General features: G+C 73.5%; 12 protein-coding genes. 8 read left to right on the forward strand and 4 right to left on the reverse strand.

Annotation, left to right across the window (positions count from 1 at the left end):
- The first annotated feature begins 161 nt into the window (after positions 1-161).
- The 7 genes from alc (at position 162) to AAC134_RS22125 (ending at position 5,702) form a co-directional block, all read left to right on the forward strand.
- On the forward strand, positions 162-1,178 hold the full coding sequence (alc, locus tag AAC134_RS22095; protein WP_339951655.1) for an allantoicase: 1,017 nt from the start codon (positions 162-164) through the stop codon (positions 1,176-1,178).
- Positions 1,175-1,645: an ureidoglycolate lyase gene (locus tag AAC134_RS22100; protein WP_339951657.1), complete on the forward strand. Its 471-nt coding sequence runs from the start codon at positions 1,175-1,177 to the stop codon at positions 1,643-1,645. The genes alc and AAC134_RS22100 overlap by 4 nt, the downstream gene beginning before the upstream one ends.
- Before the next feature lie 216 nt (positions 1,646-1,861).
- The gene (locus tag AAC134_RS22105) at positions 1,862-2,353 is read left to right on the forward strand and encodes a hypothetical protein (RefSeq protein ID WP_339951659.1); all 492 of its coding nucleotides are present in this window, start codon (positions 1,862-1,864) and stop codon (positions 2,351-2,353) included.
- A 117-nt stretch (positions 2,354-2,470) separates the two neighbouring features.
- Entirely contained in the window at positions 2,471-2,914 is a 444-nt protein-coding gene (locus tag AAC134_RS22110) for a hypothetical protein (RefSeq protein ID WP_339951661.1), read from the forward strand.
- Positions 2,915-3,077: 163 nt separating this feature from the next.
- Positions 3,078-4,037 (forward strand): acetyl-CoA carboxylase carboxyltransferase subunit alpha, encoded by a 960-nt coding sequence (locus AAC134_RS22115; protein ID WP_339951663.1) that lies wholly within the window; start codon positions 3,078-3,080, stop codon positions 4,035-4,037.
- A 202-nt stretch (positions 4,038-4,239) separates the two neighbouring features.
- Complete coding sequence (locus tag AAC134_RS22120; RefSeq protein WP_339951665.1) at positions 4,240-5,010, forward strand: hypothetical protein; 771 nt, start codon at positions 4,240-4,242, stop codon at positions 5,008-5,010.
- A 200-nt stretch (positions 5,011-5,210) separates the two neighbouring features.
- A complete protein-coding gene (locus tag AAC134_RS22125; RefSeq protein WP_339951667.1) occupies positions 5,211-5,702 on the forward strand; it encodes a hypothetical protein in 492 nt (163 codons plus the stop codon).
- Between the two features lie 119 nt (positions 5,703-5,821).
- Here AAC134_RS22125 and AAC134_RS22130 read toward each other — a convergent pair whose 3' ends face one another.
- From AAC134_RS22130 to AAC134_RS22145, 4 genes are all read right to left on the reverse strand, one after another.
- Positions 5,822-7,264, reverse strand: a complete 1,443-nt coding sequence (locus tag AAC134_RS22130; RefSeq protein ID WP_339951669.1) for a Glu/Leu/Phe/Val dehydrogenase — start codon at positions 7,262-7,264, stop codon at positions 5,822-5,824.
- Between the two features lie 385 nt (positions 7,265-7,649).
- Positions 7,650-8,396, reverse strand: a complete 747-nt coding sequence (locus tag AAC134_RS22135) for a YebC/PmpR family DNA-binding transcriptional regulator (RefSeq protein ID WP_339951671.1) — start codon at positions 8,394-8,396, stop codon at positions 7,650-7,652.
- Between the two features lie 115 nt (positions 8,397-8,511).
- Positions 8,512-8,820, reverse strand: a complete 309-nt coding sequence (locus tag AAC134_RS22140) for a hypothetical protein (RefSeq protein WP_339951673.1) — start codon at positions 8,818-8,820, stop codon at positions 8,512-8,514.
- Positions 8,821-8,827: 7 nt separating this feature from the next.
- Positions 8,828-10,570 carry an SLC13 family permease gene (locus AAC134_RS22145; RefSeq protein WP_339951677.1) on the reverse strand — a complete coding sequence of 581 codons (1,743 nt, stop codon included), beginning with the start codon at positions 10,568-10,570 and terminating at the stop codon, positions 8,828-8,830.
- A 1,787-nt stretch (positions 10,571-12,357) separates the two neighbouring features.
- Between AAC134_RS22145 and rpsD the strand changes: the two genes are divergently transcribed.
- Entirely contained in the window at positions 12,358-12,978 is a 621-nt protein-coding gene (gene rpsD / locus AAC134_RS22150) for a 30S ribosomal protein S4 (RefSeq protein WP_339951675.1), read from the forward strand.
- The last annotated feature ends 290 nt before the right edge of the window (positions 12,979-13,268 follow it).

The following is a 13,268-nucleotide window of genomic DNA, read 5'->3' on the forward strand; positions in this document are numbered from 1 at the left end:
GTGGCGGCCGGGGGCGGGCGGCGGCGGGTCCGCGCGTCCCGCCTGGCGGCGCCCGCTCCGCGCCTCGGCGCCTTTGCGCCACGCGCAATCGGCGCTAAACCGGAGCGAACCCGGCCGGGCGCCCTGCGCCGGCCCCCTGCCGCTCGCCCTCCGGAGATCCCATGGCCGAAGAGATCGTCGCCCCGCTGCCCGACCTGCCCGAGTGGGCTGCGAACAAGATCAACCTGGCCTCGCCGCGCCTGGGCGCGGAGGCGGTCGAGTGTTCGAACGACTTCTTCGCCGAGATGAACCGGATGCTGCAGGACACGCCCGCCGTGTTCCGCCCCGCCGCCTTCGACGAGAACGGCAAGTGGATGGACGGGTGGGAGAGCCGGCGGCGGCGCGACTCGGGCCATGACTGGTGCGTGGTGCGCCTGGGCGGCAAGGGCGCGATCTACGGGGTGGACATCGACACCTCGTTCTTCACCGGCAACTATCCGCGCGCGGCCTCGGTCTGGGCGGTGTATTCGGAGAACCCGCCGACCGAGCGCACGGCGTGGACGGAGATCATCCCCTCGATCACGCTGGGGCCGAGCGGGCACCACTTCGTCGAGACCAAGAACCCCGGCCTCTACAACTGGGTGCGGCTGAACATCTTCCCCGACGGGGGGGTGGCGCGGCTGCGGGTCTATGGCTCGCCTGCGCCGAGCTGGGAGGGGTCGGACCGCGAGGGGGTGGTCGAACTCTCGGCCCTGCGCAACGGCGGGCGGGTGCTGGGCTGGAACGACGCGCATTACGGCGACGTGTGGTCGATCCTCTCGGAGGGTCGAGGCCGCAACATGGGCGACGGCTGGGAGACGCGGCGCCGGCGGGAGCCGGGGTATGACTGGATCATCGTGCAGCTGGGCGCCGCGGGCGTGGTCGAGCGGATCGAGGTCGACACGGCGCATTTCAAGGGCAACTACCCTGACCGCGCCTCGATCCAGGCCGCGGACGTGGGCTGGGGGACCGACAGCTCGGTCGTCACCCAGTCGATGTTCTGGCCCCGCCTGATGCCCGAGCAGAAGCTGGAGGCCGACAAGATCCACGTCTTCGGCAAGGAGAGCCTCGAGACGCTGGGCCCGGTCACCCATGTGAAGCTGAACATCCACCCCGACGGCGGCATCTCGCGGCTGCGGATCTTCGGGCGACGCTCTTGAGGGCGCTGGCCCCCGAGCCGCTGACGGCTGAGGGCTTCGCCCCCTTCGGCGCGGTGATCGAGGCGGATCCCGCCTCGGCCATCGGCATCAACGCGGGGTTCACGACGCGGTTCCACGCGCTGGCCGAGGTGGCGGTCGAGGGCGGGGCGCCGATCCTGTCGATCTTTCGCGGCCGCCCGCGCCCGCTGCTGATCGACATGCTCGAGCGGCACCCCTTCGGCTCGCAGGCCTTCGTGCCGCTGGGGGGACGACCGTGGCTGGCGGTCTGCGCCGAGACGCCCGGCGCGCCGCTGCGGGCGTTCCTCGCGCGCGGCGACCAGGGCGCGCAGTATGCCGCGGGGGTCTGGCATTTCCCGCTGCTGACGCTGGCCGCGCAGGACTTTCTGGTGGTCGACCGGGCCGTGCCGGAGCGCAATGTCGAGCTGGCCGACCTGGCCGAGCCTGCGGAGGTTGTGCTGGACGCCTGAGCGCCTGCCCCGAGCGCCTGCCCTCTGGGCGCCTGCCCTCTGGACGCCTGCCCGGATCGCCCCGACGGGAGGCGGTTCCGCCCCTCGGGCGGTGGATGGGGCGCCCGCCCTGCGGATGGACGCGCTTCCGCCGGGGGATCGGCGCCGTTCCGCCTTGACGGACGCCGATGTGTATCGCCGAGCCCTCATTCCATCCGAGCGGCCAAGGAGGCGAACATGACCAAGTCCAGTTTCACGCGCGGCATCCTGGCCGCGGCCTGCGCGGCGGGCGTCGGCCTCGGCGTGGCCACGGCCGAACAGGCCTATCCCGACCCCGGCGGGGCGACGTTCAAGCAGCTCCCGGCCGACACCCGCGACCGCTTCAACAGCCCTCCGCCCGAGCAGGCGGTGGACTCCGGTCCCGAGATCGACGCGCTGCAGGATCGCCGCGCCGAGTGGCGCTACCAGGAGCAGGTGGACCGGGCCCGGGCGCGCGAGGACATGAAGGCGCGGTTGGGCGCGGCCGATCCCGACGGCGTCCGGGCGCTGAACGGCGACGCCGAGGCGGCGCGGCGCGAGACGATGCGCCCGGGTCGGACCTCGGTCAACGATCCGTTCGAGGGCGCGGGGCCGGTGCTGACCGACGAGGCGGTGCGCGTCGAGACGCCGCGCGGGCTCGACGGGCCGCGGGTGACGCTCGACGACGAGGGGCGTCCGGTCCTGCAGTGAGCGGGCCTGCCCTGAGCGGGTGCGCCGCGAGCGAGACGACACGGAGACGCGCGGGGCGGCGCGAGGCCGCCCTGTCCGGGCCGCATCCGGGCCGCAATTGCGCGCGAGGCTCGTCAGATGACCCTGCATGAGACAATCTTCCGACAGGCCCGCGCCGGGCGAGAGGCCGCCGCCGGCGCGCGGCTGCGGACGCTGGGGGCGGCGTTTGCGGGCGCGCTGACGCTCGGCGCGCCGGCGATGGCGCAGTATCAGCCGAGCCTGCCCAGCGTGGCGCGCCAGCCTGGCGTGCAGCCCTGTTGCCAGCCCTATGACGCCCGCGGCGCGGGGCGCGACCTGAGCCTTGGGCAGCAGCAGGCGCCGGCGCCGCTGTCGGCCGCGCCGAAACCCGAGAACCTTGCGCCCTCGCGCCGGACGGATGCCCAGCCCCTGCGGCGGGCGCCGGTCGAGACGCGGCCGGGGGTGGCGCTCGAGGGCGACGGCTCGGCCGGGCCGGGCACGGTCTATGACGGCCCCTCGCGGGAGCTGTTCCGGCCGGTGAAACCGCCCGCGCCGCTGGACTGACCCCGGCGCGGGGAGGGGACGCGCGGGGATCTCCCGAGCGCATCGGGGGCCTGCGGCGGGGCTTCGGCGGCGGGGCGCCCTTGCCTCGGACCCCTCTTGCACCCTAAATCCCGCCCCACCCGCACAGGCACGCGGAGCCCGACGGACGGAGCCAGGGGAGCCGATGCAGACCTATCTCGACTTCGAAAAGTCGCTCGCCGAGATCGAGGGCAAGGCCGAGGAGCTGCGCGCGCTCGCCCGGCAGGACCCGGAGATGGACGTCGAGAAGGAGGCCAAGTCCCTCGACGACCGCGCCCGGTCGATGCTGGCGGACCTCTACAAGGGGCTGACGCCCTGGCGGAAATGCCAGGTGGCCCGCCACCCGCTGCGGCCCCATTCGCTGGACTACATCGGGGCGCTGTTCACCGAATACACGCCGCTCGCCGGCGACCGGGCCTTTGCCGAGGACCGCGCCGTGGTCGGCGGCCTCGCGCGGTTCGAGGACCGCCCCGTGGTGGTCTTCGGCCATGAGCGCGGCCACGACACCCAGAGCCGGCTGGACCGCAACTTCGGCATGGCGCGCCCCGAGGGCTATCGCAAGGCCGCCCGGCTGATGGAGCTCGCCGACCGGTTCGACCTGCCCTGCATCACGCTTGTCGACACCGCCGGCGCCTATCCCGGCAAGGGCGCGGAGGAGCGCGGCCAGGCCGAGGCGATCGCGCGCTCGACCGAGATGTGCCTGACGATCCGCTCGCCGCTGATCTCGGTGATCATCGGCGAGGGCGGCTCGGGCGGAGCGGTGGCCTTCGCCACGGCCGACCGGGTGGCGATGCTGGAGCACTCGGTCTACTCGGTGATCAGCCCCGAGGGCTGCGCCTCGATCCTGTGGAAGAACTCCGAGAAGATGCGCGAGGCCGCCGAGGCGCTGCGCCTGACCGCCCAGGACCTGCGCAAGCTGGGCGTGTGCGACCGGGTGATCCCCGAACCAGTCGGGGGCGCCCAGCGCGACCGCGGCCTGACCCTGCGCCGCGTCGGCCAGGCGATCGGCGAGATGCTGGGCGAGCTGGACGCGATGAGCCCGCAGGAGCGTCGCGAGACGCGCCGGCGCAAGTACCTCGACGTGGGCGCCCGCGGTCTGGCCTGAAGTCGGGGCCGACGGTCGGGCGGGCTCGCGTCGGGGGCGCCTCAGGGGGGGCCTCGGGGGGGGCCTCGGGGGCGCGTCTGCGCTCCCGCCCTGCGGGAGCGCCTGCGACGTCAGCCTGCTTCAGGCGGGTGGCGATTGTGTTAATGTGTGACGTGTTTGCGTTCGGGCCGGTGTTCGGCCGCGTGTGTCATGGGAGGGGGCGATGCGGGCTTTCAGCCTGACGTCGGTTCGACGGCTTGCAGGAGCGGCGGCGGCGCTGTGCGTTGCGCAGATCTGCCTCGCGCACAACGCCCTGGCCGACGAGATCGGCGCCCTCGACGGTTTCTTCAGCACCGGGACCGAGTCGGAGCTGCGCCCCGCGCCGCTGGGCGTGATGGCGGCCGCGCCGGTGATGGCCCCGCTGGGCGGCGCGCCGGGGCCTCGGCCGCGGGTCGAGCTGCTGCTCGACGAGGGCGGCGAGCCGGGCGCGGCGACCCTCCTCTCAGAGACCGGCCGACGGGCGCTGCGCGCGGCGCCGATGCCGGTCTCCCTCCAGCCCGGACATGCCGATCCGCTGGTCCGCCGCGAGGCGGCGCCCGACGCCGCGCCCGACGCCGCTGCGCGTCTGCGCCGGCTGCTGCGCGGCGGAGGTCCGGGGCCGGCCGCAGGGGCGGACGAGGACATGCTTTCGCGGCTGTTCGCCGGGGTCGAGGATCCGCTGAGCCACGCCCTGCGCCAGCGCGGCGACCCGATCCGCGCGGGGGCGCTGCTGGCCGCCGGCGGCGCTGCCGCGCTCGACCCCGCCCTGCAGGCGCAGGCCGAGCCGGAGGCGGCGCCGCCGCCGCCCCCCTCGGGCGGTTTCGACCTCGAGGCCGAGGCGCTGGACCGGCGGATGCTGCTGATCGGGGTGGGGCTGCTGACTGCGCTGGTGGCCGCGGCGACGCTGATCTTCTCGTTCGCGCCGACCGGGGGAAGCTCGTTGAAGCGGCGCTGAGCGGAGGGGCGGCCCCGGCCGCATTCACATGCAGGTCGTCTGCCGCGCGGCAAGCCGGGCGCGCGTGCCGCCTGACGGCGGTGGCGGCCCCCGTGGGGGGCAGGGAACGGCCGGTCCGACGCCGCGCGGACACACGCGGCCGATCACCCCTGCTTGCGGTCTCAGGCGCATCGCGGAGCTCATGCGACTGGAAGCCATCCATGACGTGTGTCCGCGGTTTCGCTGGCGCCGCGGCCCAGGGGCCGGTGGGCGAGGCCCACGCGGGCGCCGACAGCGTGCCGGTCGCCGGGGTGACCAACACCGCGAGCGGGACGTCGATCGACCTGCCGCTGTCCCTCGACCTGTCGCTGCAGATCTCGGTGCTGCTGGACGACCTGCCGGTCGAGGACGGCTTCGGCCATGCGGCGGCCGAGATCTGCCTGTTCGGCGACGACGAGGAGCTGTTCGGCTGGGACATGCACGAGGACGAGACGGATCCGCGGCATGGCTTTGCCGGTTCGGTGGACGACGGGGTCGAGGACGTGTTGGGGCACACGCTGTCCCCGGGCGCGACGGTCCATATCTTCGCGCTGGCCCATGCCGAGAGCTGCGCCGCCACGCCGCCGGTGTTCGGGCCGCTGCCTGCCGCGGCTCCGCTGGCGGCGCTGGGCCTGGGGGCCCCGGCCCTCGTCGGACGCCGTCGGCGGGCCTGAGAGGGCGAGCGCCTTCGCCTGAAGTCCTGAGGGCCTGCGCCCTGACGCCGGACGGCCGCCTGCCGCCCGGCGTCGGCGCGCGCGCTCGGGCCTGAACTCGGGTCTGAGCTCGGGGCGGGCTAGAGGCCGAGCGCGCGGTAGCTGTCGGCCACGCGGTCGATGGCGACGAGGTAGGCGGCGGTGCGCAGGTCGGGGACGTCGTCGCGCGAGCGCCAGACCTCGCGCATCGCCTGGTAGCTCTCGCGCATCGTGTCGTCGAGGCCGGAGCGGACCAGCTCCAGCTCGGTCGCGCCGCGCAGGTAGCGGTCCTTGAAGCCGGGCGAGAGGCCCTCGCCCAGGCGGTCGCCGCCCATCCGCTCCATCTCGTCGACCAGAAGCTGGTGGCGGGCCTCCTCGCGCCGGCGCTCCATCCGGCCGAAGCGGATGTGGGAGAGGTTCTTGACCCACTCGAAATACGAGACGGTGACGCCGCCGGCGTTGGCGTAGAGGTCGGGGACGATGACCACCCCGCGCTCGCGCAGGATGTCGTTGGCGGCGGCGGTGACGGGGCCGTTGGCGGCCTCGACGATCAGGTTGGCGCGGATCCGGTGGGCGTTGCCCGCGTGGATCGCCCCTTCGAGCGCGGCGGGGATGAGGATGTCGCAGGGCTCCTCCAGCACGGACATGCCGTCGGCGCGAAAGCTCCCCTGCTCGAACCCGCGGACGCCGCCGGCGGCGTCGAGATGGGTCTTGAGCGCCGCGACGTCGATCCCGTCGGGGTCGAGGACGGCGCCGTCATGCTCGATCACGCCGACGATGCGGGCGCCGTCCTCCTCGGAGAGGAATTTCGCGGCGTGCCAGCCGACGTTGCCCAGGCCCTGGACGATGACGCGCTTGCCGTGCAGGTCGCCCAGCAGGCCGGCCACGGCGGCGTCGTCGGGGTGGCGGAAGAACTCCTGCAGCGCGTACTGGATGCCGCGGCCGGTGGCCTCGGTCCGGCCGGCGATGCCCCCCTGGGTCAGCGGCTTGCCGGTGACGCAGGCGCGGGCGTTGATGTCGGTGGTGGCCATGCGCCGGTACTGGTCGGCGATCCAGGCCATCTCGCGCTCCGAGGTGCCCATGTCGGGGGCCGGCACGTTCTGGGAGGGGTTGATCAGGTCGCGCTTGATCAGCTCGTAGGCGAAGCGGCGGGTGATGCGTTCCAGCTCCTCCTCTGTCCACTCGCGCGGGTCGATGCACAGGCCGCCCTTGGCGCCGCCGAACGGGGCCTCGACCAGCGCGCACTTGTAGGTCATCAGCGCGGCCAGCGCCTCGACCTCGTCCTGGTCGACGGACATGGCGTAGCGGATGCCGCCCTTGGCGGGTTCGAGGTGTTCGGAGTGCACCGCCCGGTAGCCGGTGAAGGTGCGGATGCCCCCGCGCAGGCGGACCCCGAAGCGGACGATGTAGGTGGCGTTGCAGACGCGGATCTTCTCCTCAAGCCCGGGCGAGAGGTTCATCAGCCCCGCGGCGCGGTTGAACATCAGCTCGACGGACTGGCGGAAGGAGGGTTCGGCGGCGCTGATCGCCTGCGGCGCATTCATGGAGCGTTTCCCCTGTGCTCGATCCCGGCGCGAAGGCCCCGGCCGGGGCGGCGGCCGTTTCGGCTCTGCCACGTCCTTGATCTGCGCGGCGAGGCCCCGGGATCAAGCGATCCGGGAGGGTGGGCGCAATAACGTGACCAGATGGTAAAGAAATGCCGGGGGAAGTGATCAGGGGGGCTGAACAGGCGGCAGGCGGGGGCGGCGGGTCGGCGTGACGATCCCCCAGGATGGCGAAGTCCCGGCCTCCGGGGTCTGTTGCTTGCGATGCGAATATGGGGTCCCCGGACGTCTCGGGCCGGTCCGGTGCCTTCGCGGCCGCAGGTCCTGAACGCGAGAAGCCCCGGACGCGGGCGTCCGGGGCTTCTGGGCGGGGACCGGCGAGGGGTCAGGCCGAGAGGGCGGCCATCACCTCGTCGGACATCTCGAAGTTGGCGGTGACGTTCTGGACGTCGTCGTCGTCTTCCAGCGCGTTGATCAGGCGCAGCACCTTCTCGGCCGCCTCCTGGTCTAGGTCGTTGGTGATGTTCGGCTTCCAGACCAGCTTGGCGGTCTCGGCCTCGCCCAGCGAGTCCTCGAGCGCGGTCGAGACCTCGTTGAGGTCGTCGGCGGCGCACCAGATCACATGGCCGTCGGCGTCGGATTCCACGTCTTCGGCGCCGGCCTCGATGGCGGCCTCCATCACCGTGTCGGCGTCGCCGACGGAGGCGGCGTAGATCACCTGGCCCATGCGGTCGAACATGAACTGGACCGAGCCGGTCTCGCCGAGGTTGCCGCCGAGCTTGGAGAAGGTCGAGCGCACGTTCGAGGCGGTGCGGTTGCGGTTGTCGCTCAGCGCCTCGACGATCACCGCGACGCCGCCGGGGGCGTAGCCCTCGTAGCGGATCTCCTCATAGGTCTCGGCGTCGCCGCCCGAGGCCTTGTTGATCGCGCGGGTGATGACGTCCTTGGGCACGGACTGCGACTTGGCCTCCTTCACCGCGAGGCGAAGGCGAGGGTTCTTGTCGGGGTCCGGGTCGCCCATCTTCGCCGCCACGGTGATTTCCTTGGCGAGCTTGGAGAAGAGCTTGGAGCGCGCCGCATCCTGGCGCCCCTTGCGATGCTGGATGTTGGCCCATTTCGAATGGCCGGCCATGACGAGCCTCTCGCGCGGTTTTCCGATGTCCCGATGGGCCGCCCTCTTAGGCGAAGGCGACCGCCGGGGCAAGCCGTGGCGCGGGGCTGCGGCGCGGCGGTCGCGGGCCGGGCGCTCAGGCCAGGAACAGCGCCGCGAGGAAGGCGGGGGCGAGGAAGATCAGCGCCAGGCGCAGCCGCCGCTCGGTCGCGGCGCGGGCGGTCAGCGCCGGATCGGCGGGCAGCGGCTCGTCCCCGCCGAGCACCTTCTGCAGCTCGGAGGCGAGCGCCATGCGCATCGGCTTCTTGGGGGCGCGGGCGCGCAGCTCGCCAGCGTAGGCGGGATGGGCGCGCTCGATCCGCAGGACCATGGCGCGCACGGTCCAGCCCCAGATCGCCAGGACGACGAGGACGGCGAGGCCCAGCAGGACGATCAGCAGCTCCACGGACCCCTCACAGCGGCCAGATGAAGGGGATCAGCAGGCAGGCGACGACGCCGACCAGCAGGTTCAGGCCGAGGCCGATCTTCACGAAGTCGGTGAACTTGTAGCCGCCGGGGCCGTAGACCAGCGTGTTGGTCTGGTAGCCGATGGGGGTGGCGAAGCTGGCCGAGGCCGCGATCATCACCGCCACCACGAAGGGGCGCGGGTCCACCCCCAGCGTGTGGGCGAGCGTGATGGCGATGGGCGTCATCACCACCGCCACGGCGTTGTTCGATACCAGCTCGGTCAGCGCCGAGCAGATCAGGAACAGCAGCCACAGCGCCACCTGCGGGTTCACCTGCATCAGCGCCGGCGCGATGGCGTCCACCACCAGCCGCACGGCGCCGGAGCTTTCCAATGCCGCGCCGATGCCCAGCATGGCGAAGATCAGGGCCAACAGGCGGCCCTCGACCGACTGGAACGCCTCGTCGGCGTCGATGCAGCGGGTGAACAGGACCACGGCGACGCCGATGACGGCGGCGGCCACGATGGGCACGATCTCGAGCGCCGAGAGGATCACCACCGCGGCCAGCACCGAAATCACGATCCAGGCGCGGTCGCGGCGGTAGGGGCGCTCGGTCGGCGTCGCGATGTCCACGAGGCGCACGTCCTCGGCCAGGCGCTTGATGTCGTCGGGGTCGCCCTCGAGCAGCAGCGTGTCGCCGATCCGCACGAAGATGTCGTCGAGCTGGCGGCCCAGGTTCTGCGAGCGGCGGTGCACGGCCAGCGGATAGACGCCGTAGCGGCGGCGCAGGCGCAGCTCGCCCAGGCGCCGGCCGACCAGGCGGCAGTCGGGGCCGATCAGGGCCTCGACGGTGACGGTCTTCTTCTCCGAGATCCGGTCGACCATGTGCAGGGCGCGCGTCTCGCGCAGGCCCAGCAGCTCGTTCACGCCGGTGCGCAGGACCACGCGGTCGCCCTCTTGCAGCACCACGCCGGCCATGTTGCGGCGGAGCGATTCGTCGCCGCGAAGGACGTCGACGACGCGCATGCCCTGGCGGCGGAACAGCTCGACCTTCAGCACCTCCTGCCCGATGACGGGAGAGCCGGGGGGGATCGCCACCTCGGTCATGAAGGAGAGGCGCTTGCGCTCGCCCAGGAAGTCGGTGATCGCCTGGCGGTCGGGCAGCAGGCGCGGGGCGGCGATGCGCAGGTAGATCAGGCCGGCGGCGGCGACCGCGATGCCGAGCGGCGTCACCTCGAACATCGAGAACGGCTCCATCCCCGCCTGCCGGGCGACGCCGTCGACGAGCAGGTTGGTCGAGGTGCCGATCAGCGTGCAGAGGCCGCCGAGGATGGCGAGGTAGCTCAGCGGGATCAGCAGGCGCGAGCCGGAGGTGCCCACCTTCTGGGCCAGGCGCATGGCGATCGGGATCATCACGACCACGACGGGCGTGTTGTTCATGAAGGCCGAGGCGGTCAGCACGAAGCCGGCGAAGGCGGCGAGCGTGGCGACGGGGCGGGTCTCGGCCCAGACCAGCGCGAGGCGGGTGAAGGCGTCGAGCGCGCCGGTGCGCACCAGGGCGCCCGAGAGGATGAACATCGCCCCGATGGTGATCGGGGCGGCGTTGGAGAAGGAGTTGAGCATGGTCGCCGGCTCGAGCACGCCGGCGGCCATCAGCACGGCGACTCCGCCGATGGCCACGACCTCGGGGGAGAAGCGCTCCATGCAGAACAGCGTGAACATGCCCACGAGCACCGCGAGGGTGATCATGGCGGGTCCGTGAGCGAGCAGGAAGTCGATCAACGCGGGCGGACTCCGGGTGAAGGCTGTGTCGGGGGCGGGCGGCGGCGGGGTCGGGCGCGGAGGACGGTCGGTCGGGGCGGGGCCGGCGGGCGTCCGGGCGGCGGCGCGGGCGGGCCTGGCCGGAACGGGCGCGGGGCGGTCTGGCTCGGCTGGCGGTCGGCGGGCGCTCCGTCTCGGGCCGTTGGTCGGCGTGGCGTCGGGGCCGGCGAGGCGCCGGTCGGGTGAGGGATACGCCGGTCGGGGCCGGGGTTCCAGAGGCGCGCATCGCCGCGGCCCGGCGCGCAGGATGACGGTTTTGCGCCGGGGGGGCCAGCGTTTCGATGGGCGTCCGGCGCGCCGAGAGGCCGCGGGGGGCTGGGGCCCGGTCGCGAAGCGCCGCGTCGAGGTTGCGCCTGTCGCCGGCGTCCGGCTCGCGGCGCGGGGCCGGCGTGGCGCTTGTGGCCGGCGTGACCGGGGCGCCCGGTCAAGGGGAGAGGGGGCGCCGGGCGCGGGCCGGGCGAGGCGCGCTTGGCCGGCGGGCTTGCGTCCCGGTCGTGGGGCGCGCTTTGGGGCTGGCCTGGCAGGGCCCCGCTGCGCGGGGGCGCCGCGCGACGCTGGCGCCAGGTGGCCGGCGTCGGGCTCGCGGCGCGGGGTCGGCGTTGGGCGCGTTGCGGGCGGGGTGATACGTGGCCGATCGGGACGGAGCGGGTCGGTCGATTGCGGGCCGGTTCCGGGCGCCGGGTGGGAGGGGTTTCCAGACGGCGGTCTGCCGCGGCGCTGGGCCCGGGCGCCGCGCCGATCCCGCGCCGCGGGCGGGGCGCGGATCGCGGGCGGGCGGGTCGTCGCCGCGCTCCCGTCCGCGGCCCCGGGCGTCGTCCGGCGGGCGGCGCGGCCTAGTCCAGCAGCAGGGCGCGGGCCGCAGCGGCAAGCGGGCGCTCGGCCGGCTGCGGCGGCGCTCAGAGGCCATCAGCACCGGCGCGCCGAGTTCGGCGAGGATCCGGCGAACGACGCTGCCGACCACCCCCTTGGCAAGGCGCGAGTGCTCGCAGGCGCCTGTCGCCGGCAGGCCCGAGCGAGGTTCGGCGAGCTCGACATAGTGGGTCGTGCCGGAGCGATCGCGCTCGAGATCCCGGGTCAGTTCGGCGGCGGCGATGGCCATGGCGGCGCGGCGGTCGGCCAGCGGCGCGGCGACCGATGCGGGCGTCGAGTGGACACGCGGGGCGGCGGCGCGGCGGGCGTCGTGGGCCAGCATCGCGGTCGGGCGGGCTTCGCGCTTGCGCGCCATCGGCGCGGCGTCGCGCGGGGCGGGCTGGGGCCCAGGCAGGCCGGTCCGGACGACGAGAACGGTCCCGATCGCCGGGGGGCGGCTCCGCTCGATGCTATACGATGTCGGGCGGGAGGGGCGGATCCGCGCGCCGCGCTCTCCCGGGCGAGGAGAGCGCGGCGCGCGGCCGTCCGACGCGGCCTGCGCCCTGTGTCGGAACGGCGCGGGGGCCGCAGGCGCGGGACGCGCGGACGCGGTCCCTCGATCGTTTCTTGTGGGCGGAGCATCGACCGCGGGGGCAAGGGGCGCCTTGATCCATGTCAGGCGGCGGGGGGAGGGCGCGGCGGTTGACTCGCCGCCCGACGCGCGTAAAAGGCGCGGGTCCCGCGAAGATCCGCGCGGACCGCCGCTCGAGGTCCGTCCTGTCCGCAGGCCGGCCTGTCGGCCCTCCCCCCGGGGGGAGGCGCAGAGGAGGGCGCGCGATGCGAGACCTGTCAGAGGAGCGACCGCTGTGACCAAGCGCACCGCCGCGAAATACAAGATCGACCGCCGCATGGGCGAGAACATCTGGGGCCGTCCGAAGTCCCCGGTGAACCGCCGCGAGTACGGCCCCGGCCAGCACGGCCAGCGCCGCAAGGGCAAGCTCTCGGACTTCGGCGTGCAGCTGCGCGCCAAGCAGAAGCTGAAGGGCTACTACGGCGACATCACCGAGAAGCAGTTCCGCCGCATCTACGCCGAGGCCGAGCGCCTGCGCGGCGACACCGGCGAGATGCTCATCGGCCTGCTCGAGCAGCGCCTGGACGCGGTGGTCTACCGCGCCAAGTTCGTGCCGACGATCTTCGCCGCTCGCCAGTTCGTGAACCACGGCCATGTGACCGTGAACGGGCGCCGCGTGAACATCCCCTCCTACCGCGTGAAGGAGGGCGACGTGGTCGCGGTCAAGGAGAAGTCCCGCCAGATGGAGCTGGTGATGGGCGCCGCCGACAGCTCGGAGCGCGACGTGCCCGATTATCTCGAGGTCGACCACTCGAAGATGACCGCCACCTTCGTGCGGGTTCCCTCGCTGGGCGACGTGCCGTACCCGGTGCAGATGGAGCCGAACCTGGTGGTCGAGTTCTACGCGAAGAACTGATCTTCGCAGACCGGATGGAATTGGGAAGGGCCGCGCCGTGCGCGGCCCTTTCGCGTTTGGGGGGACCGGAGAGCAGGCGCCCTGCGGGCGGGCTTTGACCTGGGAGAGGCGTTGTCGCGGGCCGCGGGGAGGGGGCGCCGGCAATGGGGGGGGCGCTTCTGAACTCACCAGAGAACAGGCCCCGCGCCTGCGCTCCGCAGCCGTCCGTCGCTTCTGATGCCTGAGCGACTCAGCCCCCCGGTCAAGGACAAGCCCCTTCGGGGTCGCTTCGCGATCCCTGACCGGGGCGG

Origin of the sequence: uncultured Albimonas sp., assembly GCF_963977235.1 — a bacterium.
Taxonomy (GTDB): Bacteria; Pseudomonadota; Alphaproteobacteria; order Rhodobacterales; family Rhodobacteraceae; genus Albimonas.